15 protein-coding genes are annotated in these 15,766 nt (G+C 51.1%); 9 read left to right on the forward strand and 6 right to left on the reverse strand.

Going from position 1 to position 15,766, the window contains the following annotated elements:
* Positions 1–200: 200 nt before the first annotated feature.
* Positions 201–707, reverse strand: coding sequence for a molybdopterin-guanine dinucleotide biosynthesis protein MobB (gene mobB, locus SC206_RS01295; protein ID WP_332733398.1), 507 nt, complete (start codon positions 705–707; stop codon positions 201–203).
* Positions 704–1,288, reverse strand: coding sequence for a molybdenum cofactor guanylyltransferase MobA (gene mobA, locus SC206_RS01300; protein WP_332733400.1), 585 nt, complete (start codon positions 1,286–1,288; stop codon positions 704–706). Before mobA ends, mobB begins: the two co-directional genes overlap by 4 nt.
* Before the next feature lie 189 nt (positions 1,289–1,477).
* On the opposite strand from mobA, the gene SC206_RS01305 reads away from it, so the two are divergent.
* From SC206_RS01305 to SC206_RS22040, 5 genes are all read left to right on the forward strand, one after another.
* Entirely contained in the window at positions 1,478–1,747 is a 270-nt protein-coding gene (locus SC206_RS01305; RefSeq protein WP_332733402.1) for a YihD family protein, read from the forward strand.
* 92 nt (positions 1,748–1,839) lie between these two features.
* Positions 1,840–2,826 carry a serine/threonine protein kinase gene (locus SC206_RS01310; RefSeq protein WP_332733404.1) on the forward strand — a complete coding sequence of 329 codons (987 nt, stop codon included), beginning with the start codon at positions 1,840–1,842 and terminating at the stop codon, positions 2,824–2,826.
* A 45-nt stretch (positions 2,827–2,871) separates the two neighbouring features.
* Positions 2,872–3,513, forward strand: a complete 642-nt coding sequence (gene dsbA, locus SC206_RS01315) for a thiol:disulfide interchange protein DsbA (protein WP_332733406.1) — start codon at positions 2,872–2,874, stop codon at positions 3,511–3,513.
* Positions 3,514–3,984: 471 nt separating this feature from the next.
* Positions 3,985–6,783, forward strand: coding sequence for a DNA polymerase I (polA, locus tag SC206_RS01320; RefSeq protein WP_332733408.1), 2,799 nt, complete (start codon positions 3,985–3,987; stop codon positions 6,781–6,783).
* Between the two features lie 164 nt (positions 6,784–6,947).
* Positions 6,948–6,995 carry a spot 42 RNA, inhibition of DNA synthesis gene (locus SC206_RS22040; RefSeq protein WP_071892919.1) on the forward strand — a complete coding sequence of 16 codons (48 nt, stop codon included), beginning with the start codon at positions 6,948–6,950 and terminating at the stop codon, positions 6,993–6,995.
* A 166-nt stretch (positions 6,996–7,161) separates the two neighbouring features.
* On the opposite strand, the gene yihA is transcribed toward SC206_RS22040, so the two are convergent.
* Positions 7,162–7,806: a ribosome biogenesis GTP-binding protein YihA/YsxC gene (gene yihA, locus SC206_RS01325; RefSeq protein WP_332733410.1), complete on the reverse strand. Its 645-nt coding sequence runs from the start codon at positions 7,804–7,806 to the stop codon at positions 7,162–7,164.
* Positions 7,807–8,248: 442 nt separating this feature from the next.
* Between yihA and yihI the strand changes: the two genes are divergently transcribed.
* The 3 genes from yihI (at position 8,249) to hemN (ending at position 11,605) form a co-directional block, all read left to right on the forward strand.
* Entirely contained in the window at positions 8,249–8,791 is a 543-nt protein-coding gene (gene yihI / locus SC206_RS01330) for a Der GTPase-activating protein YihI (protein ID WP_332733412.1), read from the forward strand.
* A gap of 474 nt (positions 8,792–9,265) precedes the next feature.
* Entirely contained in the window at positions 9,266–9,949 is a 684-nt protein-coding gene (locus SC206_RS01335; RefSeq protein WP_332733414.1) for a response regulator transcription factor, read from the forward strand.
* Positions 9,950–10,198: 249 nt separating this feature from the next.
* Positions 10,199–11,605: an oxygen-independent coproporphyrinogen III oxidase gene (gene hemN / locus SC206_RS01340; RefSeq protein ID WP_332733416.1), complete on the forward strand. Its 1,407-nt coding sequence runs from the start codon at positions 10,199–10,201 to the stop codon at positions 11,603–11,605.
* A gap of 81 nt (positions 11,606–11,686) precedes the next feature.
* Here the strand turns inward: hemN and SC206_RS01345 are convergent, their stop codons facing one another.
* The 3 genes from SC206_RS01345 to SC206_RS01355 form a co-directional block, all read right to left on the reverse strand.
* Positions 11,687–12,820, reverse strand: a complete 1,134-nt coding sequence (locus SC206_RS01345; protein WP_332733418.1) for an L-dopachrome tautomerase-related protein — start codon at positions 12,818–12,820, stop codon at positions 11,687–11,689.
* Between the two features lie 166 nt (positions 12,821–12,986).
* Positions 12,987–13,679 (reverse strand): RraA family protein, encoded by a 693-nt coding sequence (locus SC206_RS01350; protein ID WP_332733420.1) that lies wholly within the window; start codon positions 13,677–13,679, stop codon positions 12,987–12,989.
* Between the two features lie 3 nt (positions 13,680–13,682).
* Positions 13,683–14,663 carry a hydroxyacid dehydrogenase gene (locus tag SC206_RS01355; RefSeq protein ID WP_332733422.1) on the reverse strand — a complete coding sequence of 327 codons (981 nt, stop codon included), beginning with the start codon at positions 14,661–14,663 and terminating at the stop codon, positions 13,683–13,685.
* Between the two features lie 94 nt (positions 14,664–14,757).
* Here SC206_RS01355 and SC206_RS01360 point away from each other — a divergent pair, with 94 nt between their 5' ends.
* Positions 14,758–15,648, forward strand: a complete 891-nt coding sequence (locus tag SC206_RS01360) for a LysR family transcriptional regulator (protein ID WP_332733424.1) — start codon at positions 14,758–14,760, stop codon at positions 15,646–15,648.
* Positions 15,649–15,766 lie beyond the last annotated feature (118 nt).

Here is a 15,766-nt window from a genome sequence, read left to right on the forward strand (position 1 = left end):
AGTGAAACGCCGTAGCGCCGATGGTAGTGTGGGGTCTCCCCATGCGAGAGTAGGGAACTGCCAGGCATCAAATCAAGTACGAAACCTCAGCGCAAGCTGGGGTTTTTTGCTATCCGGGGTTTGATGAAATCGCCCTGGAAAAACCAAAAAAGGCCCCCGTCTGACGACCGGGGCCTTTTTTGCTGCTTAAAACCGACGAATCAGGCACGATCCTTCAGCCATTCCGCAATAAATTCACCGATTTCGGCCACGTTGTTGAGATCCAGCAGTGGAATTTGCACGTCCAAAGGGGTGTCTGTAGCGACACCGACAACAAAATCGTCGATTAAACCGGCGAGATCTTTACCGCTCGCCTCACGAAATAGCGCAATTTTCGCGATTTTTTCATGTTTAAAACCTTCCACCAGAATGATATCCAGCGTCGTTTCATCAAATCTATCGGCTAAATAGTGCAGATCCAATACGTCAGAATCCGCTGTTTCAGTCATCAACGCCCAGCGTTTACTGCTGGCGACCATCGTTTGATCCGCGCCCGCCTTGCGTAATTCATAGCTGTCTTTGCCTGGCGTATCGACATCCACCGAGTGATGGCTGTGCTTAATCAGCCCAACGCGAATATTACAGCGACGTAAGTAGGGAATAAGCTGCTTGAGCAGGGTCGTTTTGCCCGTGCCGCTATGAGCAACAATGCCTAAAAGCGGGATCATGCCTTTTCCTCTCGAGATGCCTGCCAACGCGCCACATCGTCGGGCGTGTTGAGATTGGCAAAATTATCTGGATTATCAAAGACCGCGACAGCCGCGTTGCACTTTGCGAAAAACAGCATCACCTTTCTTTCTCCCTTTTCCAAATAGGATTGCAGCTGAGGTATGAGGCTTTTGTTCAGCAAGCATAACGCCGGATGTGGCCGCTGAGGGTCGGCAGCATAAACCGCCGCCGCCTGCCCTTTATTTGCCCACAAACGCTCGACTAAATCATCGGGGAAGCTCGGAACATCGCACGGAACGCAGGCAATCCACGCCGTTTCACTGGCAATAAGCGCCGCCAGCATGCCCGATAATGGGCCCGCAAAATCAGCAATAGTGTCTGCCACGACAGGATAACGCGCGGCGTATCGCTGCTGATTTTGATTACAACTGACCCACACCTTACTCACCTGCGGCTCAAGTTTTATGCCGATATAGGCAAACAGCGGAAGACCGTTTATTTCGACCAGCCCTTTATCCTGCCCCATTCTCGACGAACGCCCTCCCGCCAAAATGACGCCCGTAATCTGATTGCCGATCATGTTATGACTCCCGTCTGGTATCTGAATTTATTCTACGAGTAAAACTCTTTATTTACCGATAAAAAGTGTCAGGCATTACCGCGTTAACTTGCTCTCGATCAGCTTATCGCTTATTTCATTCACACCTTACTGTTCAGCCTTAATTAACCCTGCTAGGTTGAGGGATATTCCAACGTTAAGGTGCCGGCCATGATTGATAATCGTATTAATGAACTGATTGAACTGCTGCATTCTGCGTGGAAAGAGCAACCTGATTTTAGCTTGTTACAATTTTTGCAAAAGGTGGCAACGGAGGCGGGTTTTAAGGAAAGTCTAGAAAATGTGAGTGATGACACCTTGATTTATCAGCTTAAAATGCGCAATAGCATATCAACTGATGAAATTCCGGGATTGAAAAAAGACTATGAAGACGATTTTAAAACGGCAATATTGCGTGCGCGAGGTGTCCTTAAGGATTGATGTAAACTTATGTGAACTTCATGCGACAGGCGAAAAATTGGTGGTACTATTTCAGGCTACCGTTTTGCTTTCTGGCCAATCTGAATGAAGTTATGAATAATTCTGCTTTTAATTTTCAGGCACTGTCTCCAGACCTTATTCTTGATGCGCTGGAAAGTGTAGGCTTGATTGCCGAGTCGGGACTGACCGCGCTCAATAGCTATGAAAATCGGGTCTATCAATTTCTCGATGAAAATCGCCAACGTTACGTGGTGAAATTTTATCGTCCCGAACGTTGGAGCGCCGATCAAATAGAAGAAGAGCACCGCTTTTCTCTTGATCTCGCCAATACTGAAATTCCCGCCGTAGCGCCTGTTTCATTACAGGGTAAAACCCTCCATCACCATCAAGGTTATATGTTTACGCTTTTTCCTAGCGTGGGTGGTCGGCAGTATGAAATAGATAATCTCGATCAACTAGAATGGGTAGGTCGTTTTCTTGGCCGAATTCATCAGGTCGGCGGCGAGAATTTGTTTATACATCGTCCTACCATGAGTTTGCATGAATATCTCACCGAACCTCGCCACGTGTTGGCGCACAGTGAATTAATTCCCGCCAAACAGCGCGACGCTTTCCTGCATGTTCTCGATGCCCTGATTGCCACCATTGGCGAATATTGGCATCACGACTGGTTACCACGGCGTTTACACGGCGACTGTCATCCCGGAAATATCCTTTGGCGTGACGGCCCTATATTCGTTGACCTGGATGACGCGCGTAATGGCCCGGCGGTGCAGGATCTCTGGATGTTATTACACGGTGAACGAAGCGAACAACTTATCCAGCTGGATATTTTACTCGAAGCCTACGGCGAATTTGCCGATTTCGACAGTCGTGAGCTGGCACTTATCGAACCTCTCCGCGCGATGCGAATGGTCTACTATTTAGCCTGGGTTACGCGTCGCTGGCAGGATCCTGCCTTCCCAAATAGTTTCCCGTGGATGAAAGACGAGGATTTCTGGCTGGGTCAGGCAGCGGCATTTAAAGAACAAATTAATAAATTACGGGCGCCTCCTTTACAGTTGATGCCAATGTACTGAGCAACGAAATAAGCCTTATATTATTTAAACGGAGATGGATGAGTTATGAAGAACCTTTTTTCTGCCAGAAAGATAATGCTAGCCCTAGTCGGAATGATATTGGCGTTCAGCGCGTCGGCCGCCCAGTTTTCCGAGGGAACGCAATACACCAAGCTTGATAAGCCATTAGCTAACGAGCCGCAGGTGGTTGAATTCTTCTCGTTTTATTGCCCACACTGCTACGAGTTCGAGCAGGTTTGGCATGTGTCCGATAACGTGCGCAAGAACCTGCCGAAAGATGTGAAATACGTGAAATATCACGTCGAATTCCTGGGTCCATTGGGCAAACAGCTGACTCAGGCATGGGCCGTTGCTATTGCGCTGGGCGTTGAAGATAAAGTCAGCCCGCTGATGTTTGATGCCGTGCAGAAATCACAAACGGTAAAAACGCCGGCTGACATTCGTGACGTCTTTATTAAAGCCGGTATCAGCGGTCAGGATTATGACTCGGCGCTTAATAGCTTCGTCGTGAAATCTCTGGTCGTTCAGGAAGAGAAGGCCGCGGCCGATTTTGGTCTGCAAGGCGTACCTTCCGTTTATGTTAACGGCAAATATCAGGTTAAAAATGACGGCCTGGATACCAGCTCCATGGACGCTTACGTGAAACAATTCTCTGACGTGGTCAATTTCCTGACTACCCAGAAATAAGTCCGTTATACACGCCAGCCTCATGCTGGCGTGTATATTTCCCTTAACTCAATTAATTGCCAATTATCTCTTATCAACCTGTTTGCTTTTTAAGCATTCATCATAAAATCCGCTACACTTTAGTTCAGTTAATAACGACAAAATCAGGCGTCAGTTATTTCTAAATTGAGATAAAAATACCGCGTAAATTATTGCGTGCGATTTTATATCCACAATTGCGATTAAATAAATATGACAGCTTTGCTGACAGGCGCCGAGCGATAACTCAATGATTACCTGCTCTATATCGATCCGTTTTGCTACACGCAATCGTTATCGAGGATCCGGACGTATTTTTACTCACAAAGTTATCCACAGGTTGATCCTGAGATAAAGCTCGCAGGATCAACAGCAAATTTCCTTTCAAGGTTCGCCTTTAACCCCAGCTATGGCATGCTTAGCGGTATGACATGCGAAGAATAAAGAAGAGTTATGGCCCAGATTGCTGAAAACCCCCTGATCCTGGTAGACGGTTCGTCCTACCTTTACCGCGCTTACCACGCTTTCCCACCTCTCACCAACGGTAGCGGAGAGCCTACCGGCGCGATGTACGGCGTGCTGAACATGCTGCGCAGCCTGCTGTTGCAGTATCAGCCAAGCCACGTCGCCGTGGTATTTGACGCCAAAGGTAAAACTTTCCGCGACGAACTGTTTGCCGAATACAAATCGCACCGCCCACCGATGCCCGACGACCTGCGCGCGCAGATTGAGCCGCTGCATCAAATGGTGAAATCCATGGGGCTGCCGCTGCTGGTAGTTGCTGGCGTCGAGGCCGATGACGTGATCGGCACGCTGGCGCTCGAAGCCGAGAAAGCGGGCCACAGCGTGCTGATAAGCACCGGCGATAAAGACATGGCGCAGCTGGTTACGCCTGCTGTGACGCTTATCAACACCATGAATAACGCGATTCTTGGCCCGGACGAAGTCATCACCAAGTACGGCGTGCCGCCCGAGCTGATTATTGACTATCTGGCGCTGATGGGTGACTCCTCGGATAACATTCCAGGCGTGCCGGGCGTTGGCGAAAAAACCGCGCAGGCGCTGTTGCAGGGCATTGGCGGGCTTGACGCGCTGTATAGCGACCTCGACAAGATTTCGACCCTGAGTTTCCGCGGTTCCAAAACCATGGCCGCCAAGCTTGCCGATAACAAAGAGGTCGCTTACCTCTCTTATCAGCTGGCGACTATCAAAACCGACGTGGCGCTAGATATCACCTGCGCCGACCTGACTGTCAGCGAACCCAACGATTCGGAACTCAAAGCGCTGTTTGCCCGCTATGAGTTCAAACGCTGGCTGGCCGATGTCGATCAGGGAGGCTGGTTAAACAGTAAGAAAGGCCCCGCTACGGCGAGCAGGAAAGGTGCCGTACCCGAAGCCGAAAGCAGCGTAACAACCGCTGTAGAACGCGCTCAGCTCCCGCAGGAGGGTTATGTCACCATCCTCGATCAGGAGACGCTCGATCAGTGGCTGGTGTTGCTGAAAAATTCCGAGGTTTTTGCCTTCGATACCGAAACCGACGGTCTGGATACGCTGACCGCCAATCTCGTCGGCCTCTCTTTTGCCATCGAACCGGGCGTGGCGGCTTATCTGCCGGTCGCGCATGATTATCTCGATTCACCGACCCAGCTCGACCGCAATGAAGTGCTGAAACAGCTCAAGCCGCTGCTGGAAGATCCAAAGCAGGCCAAAGTCGGTCAAAACCTCAAGTTTGATCGCGGCGTGCTGCTGAAATATGACATTGAGCTACAGGGTATCAGTTTCGATACCATGATCGAATCCTACGTGCTCGACAGCGTTTCCGGCCGTCACGACATGGACAGCATGGCCGATCGCGTGCTGGGCCATAAAACCGTGACCTTCGAAGAGATTGCCGGCAAAGGTAAAAATCAGCTGACCTTCAACCAGATTGCGTTGGAACAGGCCGGACCTTACGCCGCCGAAGATGCCGACGTCACGCTGCGTTTGCATCGCGAGATGTGGCCGAAGATTGCCAAAGAGCCGGGCCTGAAAACCGTGTTTACCGATGTCGATATGCCGCTGGTGGCGGTGCTGTCGCACATCGAGCGCACCGGGGTGCTTATCGATCAGCATATTCTGGCCGCGCACTCCAAAGAGTTGGCGCTGCGTTTGAACGAACTCGAAACAAAAGCCCACGAACTGGCGGAAGAGCCGTTCAATCTCTCTTCTACCAAGCAGCTGCAGGCGATTCTGTATGAAAAACAGCAGCTGCCAATCCTCAAGAAAACGCCGGGCGGCGCGCCTTCAACCAATGAAGAAGTGCTGGCCGAGCTGGCGCTGGATTATCCGCTGCCTAAAGTTATTCTCGAATATCGCGGTCTGGCGAAGCTTAAATCGACTTACACCGACAAGCTGCCGCTGATGATCAGCCCGGAAACGGGTCGCGTGCACACCTCCTATCATCAGGCGGTGACGGCCACGGGGCGTTTGTCTTCCAGCGATCCTAACCTGCAAAACATTCCGGTGCGTAACGACGAAGGACGTCGTATTCGTCAGGCCTTTATCGCGCCGAAAGATTATTGCATCGTCGCGGCCGACTACTCGCAAATCGAGCTGCGCATCATGGCGCACCTGTCGAAAGACAAAGGCTTGCTGGAAGCCTTCTCCGAAGGTCTGGACATTCACCGCGCGACGGCCGCCGAAGTCTTTGGTACCGAGCTCGAGAAAGTCTCCAACGATCAGCGTCGCAGTGCAAAAGCCATCAACTTTGGCCTGATTTACGGCATGAGCGCCTTTGGTCTGTCACGCCAGCTGAATATTCCGCGTAAAGAGTCGCAGCGCTACATGGACCTCTATTTCGAACGCTATCCGGGCGTGCTCGAATACATGGAACGTACGCGCAAGCAGGCGTCAGAACAGGGCTACGTTGAAACGCTGGATGGCCGTCGTCTTTACCTGCCGGATATCAAGTCGAGCAACGCGATGCGTCGCAAAGGCGCGGAACGTGCGGCGATCAACGCCCCGATGCAGGGCACGGCGGCCGATATCATCAAACGAGCGATGATTAAGGTAGCTGACTGGCTGGCACAGCCCGATGCTCCGCGTGCGCGCATTATCATGCAGGTACACGATGAACTGGTGTTTGAAGTGCACAAGGATGACCTTGAAAGCGCAAAAGAAACTATTCGCCAGCTGATGGAAAACAGCATGACGCTGGACGTGCCGCTGCAAGTTGATGTGGGCGTTGGCGAAAACTGGGATCAGGCTCACTAAGTGACGATAAAGTAAGCTGATTTTGTAATTAAACAACATCAGTTGGGTGAAAAAGGATGAGGGTGATCGCATAACCCTCAATATTTGTGTAAGTAAACTACAGAAAATACTTTTTCATCTCAAAAAAATGAGGTAAAGTCTCAGACGTAGGGTACAGAGGTAAGATGTTCTATCTTTCAGACCTTTTACTTCACGTAATCGGATTTGGCTGAATATTTTAGCCGCCCCAGGCATTTATGTCTGGGGCGTTTTTTATTGGGCTTTTGCCCGCTTTTATGGTTTTTGGCCAACGGTCGAGCCGTTTTTTACCTAATTCGGGCGGATTACGGGCATAAAAAAGGGCAGCCGCAGCTACCCTGATTCTTTCTTTCAGAACGTTTATTCGCCCGTCAGCGCTTCATCCAGAACTTCTGGAGGAATTTCGCTAAACCAGCTGTTCAGCTTGGCTTTCAGTTTATCGACGCCGGTTTTTTTCAGGGAAGAGAAGGTCTCGACCTGAATGTCGCCCATGAAGGATTCAACCTGCGCGCGGACTACGTTAAGCTGTTTTTGACGTGCGCCAGAAGCCAGTTTGTCTGATTTGGTCAGCAGCACCAGCACGGGCGTACCCACGTCGACGGCCCACTGAATCATCTGCTGGTCGAGATCTTTCATCGGATGGCGAATATCCATCAGCACCACCAGACCTTTCAGACAGTTGCGCATTTGCAGGTATTCGCCCAGCGCGCGCTGCCATTTACGCTTCATCTCTTCAGGAACCTGCGCGTAGCCGTAACCCGGCAAGTCGACCAGACGCACCCCTTCTTCAACCTGGAACAGGTTAATAAGCTGCGTACGACCCGGGGTTTTACTGGTACGGGCCAGACTTTTCTGTTCGGTCAGCGTGTTGAGCGCACTGGATTTCCCGGCGTTTGAACGACCAGCAAAGGCGACTTCAATGCCCACGTCACTCGGTAAATGCCGGATATCCGGGGCACTGATGACGAAATGAGTCATATGATAGTTGTAAGTTTGGCTGGTCAAAACGTGTGTCTCCGTGAGGCGTCAGTATCTGGCTGGCGATTATAGCTGTAACAGAGGCGCGATGTGTTTCTGTTTTACACACTGCATGGTGAAAAATCATTCAAAGAAATGATAGCAGAGAGAATTTCTGCCATTAAGCTGTGAGAGTTTTGCCATTTTTGATGCGAGCTAAAACGCGAGTTTTTATACTAAAACGATAATTATCTATTAAATTCATGAAGTTGCTGGTGGAGGTAAACATCTATCCACCTAACATTGTGGCGGTATCTTGAGCCTTTAGCGCGTCAGGGTAAAGGCTTTAAAGACAGTAGTGTACTAAAATTCTTCCAACGGAATAAATAAAAAGCTGACAACGTTAACTTGCCGCCTTTTTTCTTTGCCTGCTTTCTGCTAGATTCCGGCGCAATTCTATACTGAATGAACACACCTAAGAGTAGATGCTATGAACCAGTCAGCGAAAGCACCGCGTGCCAAAGCCGCGACGTCTAAAACGAAGAAAAAAAGTCGCGTTGAGCTTGATATCGAAGCGCGCGATCGTAAGCGTGACAACAAACGTCGTGGCCATAAAGCGGGCTCACGCGCCAACCCTGATGCCGATAAAAACAAGTCTGGCTCAGGCAACAAAAATGCCGACCCACGTATCGGCAGTAAAAAAGCGGTCCCATTAGTGATCGAAACGGTTTACAGCGATAAGCCGAAAGCGCAAAAGGCCGAGAAGCCGAAGAAAGAAGCCAAACCTGCCGCCGTTGCTCTGCCACCGGAAGAAGAACTGACGTTGCTGGAAAACGACGCGCGTCTGGATTCGCTGCTTGATCTGCTGGACGAAGGCAAAACCCTGAGTGCAGAAGACCAGAGCTACGTTGATCAAACGCTGGATCGCATCGATGTCCTGATGGAACTGCTGGGCATTGAACTTGGCGATGAAGACGACGAAGACGAAGAGCAGGGCGAAAACATGTATCGCCTGCTGAAAGGCGGCAACTAAGTCCCATTGAATAAAAAGCTTTTGGAATAAAAGCTTTTGGATCAACAGCCTGTCTTTCATGTCCGTCAGCGAGAACGCCGCTGACGGACAGCTTCCGTTGCTTAAATTCCCCTTTCGCCTGCCTAATAAGTTTAAATTGATTTAATTAATCATCTTCCCGTCTGCTCATTTTTATTTATCTCCTTTTTATTTATGTTAAATAAGTCATCATAAAAGCGACATATTAAATCTTTCTTATCTCTTTTGCTAAACGCTTGGCAACAGCCACGGCAAAACAGACTAGTCTGATTGGTGCAATGAATAAATAAACTTATAAAGCACAGGCAGAATTATTAATGTTGCTTGCCCATTAATTAATAATTAATAATTAAAGTTAAAGATGAAAATAAAAAATAAATAATAGAATGCTGCGCCAAATTTATACGTTATATTAAATTTTTAAACCTTTTACTCAGGGATGTGAAGGAAAGGTCAATGAGCATAAATATTTTGGTCGCAGAAGAGTTGCAACTGGCACGCAAAGGAATTGTGTCGCTTATCAATAACATGAGCAGTGCGCGCGAGGCGAAGGGCGTAGCAGGCTTTGACAGCGTGGTCGATGCGGGCAGCCCCAACGAGCTGGTTACCGTTCTCGCCGCGCAGCATATAGATTTAATCATTCTCGGCTATTCGCTGAATACGCTGGAAAACGGCACGCCTATTTCTACGCTGGACGGTTACGGTTTAGTGAAATGGCTGGCAAGGCGATATCCTCAGCTAAAGATTATTGTTATTTCGCCTTATAAACATTCGGCAATAATGCGCGCTATTCTGGATATGGGCGCAACAGGTTATATCACCATGAACTGCTGCGAAAAAACATTGGAGCAGGCGATCACCACGGTATTGAATAATGAAATATTTGTCGAAAACGGATTAATGAAAGCGTTATTTAAAGGCGGCGACCTCAGTGGTAAAGAGATGTCGCTCAGAGAGATGGAAGTGCTGCGTTTGCTATTAAAAGGGCTGAGTTTTAGTCGTATTGCCGAGTATATGAACCTGAGTCCAAAAACGGTCAGCGCACATAAGCTGCGTGCAATGAGCAAACTCGAGGTAAACTCCGACTGTGAACTCTTTTGCCTGCTGTCTCAAATCAGGCTGTTTAACCCCTCTTTCTGATCTCTTTTTAAAGCCGGATTGATGAATATCATTGTATTGGTAATAACCTCATTCTTTGTGTGTTTTGTTGCCTGCCTGTTATGTAGACTGAAGCGCCTGTCGAAACTGAAGTCCCGCCTGCGCAGAGTTGGTTTTACACAGCCGCACAGACAATTGCTTCCTCCGCGACGGCCAACCCGGCGTCGTCCCCGCGATAGCCGATGACAGCCCGTGATTTCACGGGCGTTGCTCTAGCCTTCGGGAGTCAGCATGGCGTTATCGACAGTTGAATGGGACGCAGCGCTTATTGATAAATACAACGCTTCCGGACCCCGCTACACCTCGTATCCTACCGCGCTGGAATTTAGCCCGGCGTATCAAAATGAGGCTTTTATTCAGGCCACCGCGCGCTTCCCCGATCGTCCTCTTTCGCTGTATGTGCATATTCCTTTCTGCCATCGACTTTGCTATTTCTGCGGCTGCAATAAACAGGTGACGCGCCAGCAGCACAAGGCGGAAGATTATCTCGACGTGCTCGAAAAAGAGATTGCCCATCGCGCCGCGTTATTTAGCGATCGTAAAGTCAGCCAGCTGCATTGGGGCGGCGGCACGCCAACCTTTTTAAATAATGCACAGATAAGCCGACTGATGAGGATATTGCGCCAACATTTTGATTTTTTGCCCAGCGCTGAAATGTCGCTCGAAATAGATCCTCGTGAAATTGAGCTGGATGTACTGGATCATTTACACCACGAGGGTTTTACCCGTCTCAGCATGGGCGTGCAGGATTTTAATAAAGAGGTGCAGCAGGCGGTTAATCGGGTTCAAGACGAATCGTTTATTTTTGCGTTAATCGCGCGGGCCAAAGCGCTCGGCTTTCGCTCCACCAATATTGACCTGATTTACGGCCTGCCGAAGCAAACGCCCGACAGCTTCGCGATTACGCTACAACGCGTGGTCGAATTAAATCCCGATCGACTTAGCGTCTTTAATTATGCCCACATGCCGAGCCTGTTTGCCGCCCAGCGTAAAATCAAAAATGCCGACTTGCCCGACGCCGCCACAAAACTGCGTATTTTGCAGCAAAGCATCACGATGCTGACCGACGCCGGTTATCAGTTTATTGGCATGGACCATTTTGCGCGTCCCGACGATGAGCTGGCGATCGCGCAACGCGCAGGCCTGCTGCACCGCAATTTTCAGGGCTACACAACGCAAAGTCATAACATACAGGGCACTCAAGGCGCGCAGGGCGACAGCGATTTGCTGGGTCTCGGCGTGTCGGCAATAAGCATGATCGGCAACACTTACGCGCAGAATGAAAAAGAGCTCAACGCGTATTATGCGCAGGTTAATGCTCACGGAGAGGCGCTGTGGCGCGGGATGGAGATGACAGCCGATGACTGTGTGCGACGCGAGGTGATCAAGGCGCTTATCTGCCATTTCACGCTAGATTTCGCGGCCATAGAAAAACAGTTCGGGCTGGTTTTCAGCGATTATTTTGCCGAAGATTTAACGTTGCTCGCCCCTTTACAGCAAGACGGGCTGGTGGATGTTTTTGATGACCGAATCACCGTGACCGCCAAAGGTCGATTGCTGATCCGCAACGTCTGCATGTGCTTTGACGTTTATCTCCGCCGACAGACGACTCAGCAGCAATTTTCACGCGTAATCTGAGGAATGCCTAAACAAATAAAAAAACAGCCGCTTTTGCGGCTGTTTCCAGGTCACTCTGCTTATCTCACAACGCGTAGAAAATTATGAGTGATCCAGCGGTGAAGGCTTGATTGGCAGAGGCAGTTTGTACATCTTGACCGGATATTCCACCGTCGACGCTTTGCCACCGGTGGTTGCCGGCGTACGGTTGATCTGGCCTGAAGGCAACCACAGCGCGCCGTCGGTCACCCACATCGCATCAATCCATACCAAACGCGGATCAGAAATCACGGTCGATACTTTGCCTTCCGGCGTGATGCGTTTAATGGAACGGGTGTTGATATCCGAGGCATAAATATTGCCGTCGCTGTCGATAGCCGTGCCGCCGGTGCTCCAGGTATCAATCACCTTCTCTGCGTGTTTGTTAACTTCGCTGGCTGGCAGAGAGGCGTCGTTCAGATAACGGGTTTCGATACGCGCTAAAGGACCCGGAATCGCCTGATAATAGAGCCACTTGCCGTCTGGCGAAACTTCCAGCTGGTCAAGACCCACGCGTTTTTCCTGGCCGTTTGGCAGAATCAGCTTCTTGCCGTCGGCATAGATAGGGTCGTGGTCGATTGAGAGCGGCTGATTGTCGAGCACGCGATGCGCCTTGCCGGTATCCAGATTCAATACCACCAAACCCACAGCGCCCGGATCGGTCATGTAGGCGTAATGCCCGTTAAAACGTACGTCATCAATGTAGCTCGCGGTTTTCTGTACCGGCGGCTTGATGAGGTAAGTTTTGATAACTTTATTGGTATTTGGGTCGATTTTCACCAGCTTGGCGGCGCCATCTACCGATTTAGCGCCCGTACCGATGCCGGTGTTGCCCGCGTCGACGGCCCAAAGATTGCCGTCTGGCCCGATACGCAGGGCGTTAACGTGCAGGAAATGATGTTCAGGATCGGCTGGCTTCCACTGGTTCCATTCTGCATCCGGGTAAGGCGTGATTTTACCGTCTTTGCCGACTTCGCCCAGTTGCAGGCCCGGACCTTCAGATTGAGTAAACGAAGCAAAGATACGGCCGCCTTGGGTGACGGTCAGGCCGTTCCAGACGTGCGTTGAGGTTGCTACCTGCTCTAAACGCGCATCCTGCTGCGTTGGCAATGTTGGCGGAAGGGTATCTTTGGCCTGCAATCCTGTGGCCAGTAATAAACCGATGGTGAGGCTCATGGTTTTTAACACGAGTTTCATGCCAGCTCCTTTTCAAAATAATACTCAGAGGTTGAGACGGAGTTCGCGTGCAGACAGGGAAAAATCATCCGTTGCCCAGGCCGCGCTCCTGAAATGCTGCACATAAATCCGCGCAACAAAAAGGGGTGTCGCCACCCCAAAGATAGATCAAGTTTTGTTATATCGCTTAAACTGGGCAGCCCTTGGCGCGCAGTAAGCTATTGAAACGCTCAGGATCTGTCGTACCCGACGCGTTATGCGCCCTGATCTCTTCCTCGCGCTGCGCGTGCTTTTGCACCTTCGGCAGCAGGTGATCCAGCTCCTCGTAAGGGATAGCGATCACGCCGTCTGCGTCACCCACAATCAGGTCGCCCGGATTAACAATCATTCCCGCGCAGGAAACCGGCACGTTCACCTGACCCGGACCGTCCTTGCTTGGCCCACGCAGCGTATTGCCGCGCGCGAACACGGCGATGCCGCCTTCGGCCCACTCGTTCAGGTCGCGGATAGCGCCGTCAATCACGAAACCGGCAATCTTTTTGGTCAGCGCGGAGGTGCGCATCAGACCGCCGATCAGCGCCTGCGTCAGGTCGCCGGAACCGTCAACGACAATCACGTCGCCCGGCTGGGCCATTTCGATCGCTTTATGAATCATCAAGTTATCGCCTGGACGCACCTTCACGGTGATCGCCGGGCCACAGAGTACGACTTTGCTGTCTGCGTGATAAGGCTGCAAGCCGAGAGCGGCGGTGCTGCGCCCCATGCAGTCGCCAATGTTTGGCACAGGCAGGCGGCTGAATGCCTCAATCGTGGCGGTGTCAGGCACGTTGTCGCGTTGACCGATAAAGTAGCCAGCTGGCCATTCGCTGCGAGAAGTCATTCGTTACTCTCCTTTATTCAAAACTTCAGGATTTACACAGGCGCGGGCGTTGATCCGCTGCTGTTGTAAAAAGTCCAGACACTGCTGCGCGGCGGAACGTGCCACGGCATCCAGTGCTTCAGGTGTGGTGCCCCCAATGTGCGGGGTCATGACGATATTGCTGAACTGACGGAAAGGATGGTCCAGAGGTAATGGCTCTACGGCCACGGTGTCGAGACCGGCAGCGGCAAGTTTTCCGTCAGTCAGGGCCTGCGCCAGCGCAGACTCGTCGATCAGCTCACCACGAGAGGTATTGATAACGATAGCGCGATCGGGCAGCTGCGCCAGCGTGTCGGCATTCAGCATCAGGCGCGTCGCCTTGTTAACCGGGCAGTGCAGAGAGAGCACGTTGCTGTTTTTCAGCAGCTCTTGCAGCGTTGAGTACTGCACGGCGTCGGAAGAATCGGAGCCTTGCGGGATGGCAGGGTCAAAGAATGCGGTGCGCATGCCGATAGCCTTGGCGATGTGCGCCACGCGACGACCAATCTCGCCGTAACCGACCAGACCCAGCGTTTTACCATACAGTTCAATGCCTTCGCTGCTGCGGGTCCAGCGTCCTTCGGCAATCTCCTGCTGGAAGAAAGGCAGCTGGCGCGCGGCGCTCAGCATCAGGCCGACGGCAAGTTCCGCGACGGATTGCGCATTGGTGGCAGGCGTCGTCAGAACCGGAATCGAATGCGCCGTGGCGGCCGCGACGTCGATATTGGTGACGCCCACGCCGTGTTTGCAGATTATTTTCAACGACGGGCAGGCCTCAATCGCCTTGGCCGACAGCGTTACCGTGCGCGAAATCACGGCGTCATAGGCATTGGCAGCCATCAGCTGTTCGACTTCCTGGTCGTCATTGGCATTTTTCAGGTAATCCACCTGGCAACCTGCATCGGCCAAAACCTTGCGGCCAGCCGCGCCCAAGGCCGGTGCGGTCATTAAAAACTTATAGGTCATACGCTGCTCCAGTGCTATTTTTATCCATATTGGCACTGTTAAAAGATAAATCATAACGCCTGAATTTTATTGATTGATTCCTACGAGGAATGGAATGGAACTGAAATACTTACGCTATTTCCTGGCAATTCAGGACACCGGACATCTTGGTCGTGCCGCGATAACCCTTGGTATCACTCAACCCGCCCTCACAAAATGCATCCAGAGATTAGAGAAAATCTACAATACGCGGCTGATTTTAAAGGTCGGTAGAGGGATACGTTTGACCGAAGCGGGATTGCTACTTTGTGAGCGGGCTCAAAAAATCGTGCAGGACATGGAAGTGATTCAACGTGACATGAGCGCGTTGGCAGAGGGAACGGCGGGGTATATTCGTCTTGGCGCGGCGGCGACGGCGGCCGAATTCATGCTGCCACAGCTGGCAAAACGCCTGCTCGAAGAGGCGCCAACCGTGCGGCTGGACGTGAAAGTCGGCATGAATGACCTGCTGCAAAGCACGCTGCGCGAGAAGCAGCTCGACATTATTCTCGGCTTTTTACCCGAGAAAAGTAGCGAGTTTATCTGCCGCCCGCTGCTCGACGACCCTGTCGTGCTGGTGGCGAGCAAGGCGCATCCGCTGGCGGGCATTCACCCGACGTCGGAGCAGCTTGACCAATATAATTGGCTGCTGCCCTCCAAAAAAGTCGCGACGCGTCAATGGCTTGAGCAACGTCTGCGCGCCGGAGGTTATCCGCCGCCACGCATCCAGATTGAGGCTAATTCTATCGCCACGCTGCATTCAGTGATTGTTGAAACCAACCTGCTGAGTTTTGTCTCGCGACGCGCGTTGGAAGAGATTCAACATGCGATTCCGCTGGTGGAAATTCCGATGCCGCTGCTGGTTATGCCGCGCACCTTTGGCTTGCAGTTTCACTCGTGGAGCGAATTATCGCCGGTCGCCCGACAGTTTGTGCATATTGCCGAGAAAATTTGGAATTACCAATAAGCCGGTTTGAAATAAGGGCTCGCCCTATAAATAACGCGGTCTTTGATTTAAAAATAATCACTGGTCAACAGATTAAGCGATTAAATTAAAAAGCCAGCGTGAAATAGTGTTATTTATG

Origin of the sequence: Rouxiella sp. T17, assembly GCF_036663475.1 — a bacterium.
Lineage (GTDB): Bacteria > Pseudomonadota > Gammaproteobacteria > Enterobacterales > Enterobacteriaceae > Rouxiella.

Coding starts and splice junctions, on each gene's coding strand:
- mobB (WP_332733398.1), bottom strand. CDS start 707: ATGATCCCGCTTTTAGGCATTGTTGCTCATAGCGGCACGGGCAAAACG.
- mobA (WP_332733400.1), bottom strand. CDS start 1,288: ATGATCGGCAATCAGATTACGGGCGTCATTTTGGCGGGAGGGCGTTCG.
- SC206_RS01305 (WP_332733402.1), top strand. CDS start 1,478: ATGATTGATAATCGTATTAATGAACTGATTGAACTGCTGCATTCTGCG.
- SC206_RS01310 (WP_332733404.1), top strand. CDS start 1,840: ATGAATAATTCTGCTTTTAATTTTCAGGCACTGTCTCCAGACCTTATT.
- dsbA (WP_332733406.1), top strand. CDS start 2,872: ATGAAGAACCTTTTTTCTGCCAGAAAGATAATGCTAGCCCTAGTCGGA.
- polA (WP_332733408.1), top strand. CDS start 3,985: ATGGCCCAGATTGCTGAAAACCCCCTGATCCTGGTAGACGGTTCGTCC.
- yihI (WP_332733412.1), top strand. CDS start 8,249: ATGAACCAGTCAGCGAAAGCACCGCGTGCCAAAGCCGCGACGTCTAAA.
- SC206_RS01335 (WP_332733414.1), top strand. CDS start 9,266: ATGAGCATAAATATTTTGGTCGCAGAAGAGTTGCAACTGGCACGCAAA.
- hemN (WP_332733416.1), top strand. CDS start 10,199: ATGGCGTTATCGACAGTTGAATGGGACGCAGCGCTTATTGATAAATAC.
- SC206_RS01345 (WP_332733418.1), bottom strand. CDS start 12,820: ATGAAACTCGTGTTAAAAACCATGAGCCTCACCATCGGTTTATTACTG.
- SC206_RS01350 (WP_332733420.1), bottom strand. CDS start 13,679: ATGACTTCTCGCAGCGAATGGCCAGCTGGCTACTTTATCGGTCAACGC.
- SC206_RS01355 (WP_332733422.1), bottom strand. CDS start 14,663: ATGACCTATAAGTTTTTAATGACCGCACCGGCCTTGGGCGCGGCTGGC.
- SC206_RS01360 (WP_332733424.1), top strand. CDS start 14,758: ATGGAACTGAAATACTTACGCTATTTCCTGGCAATTCAGGACACCGGA.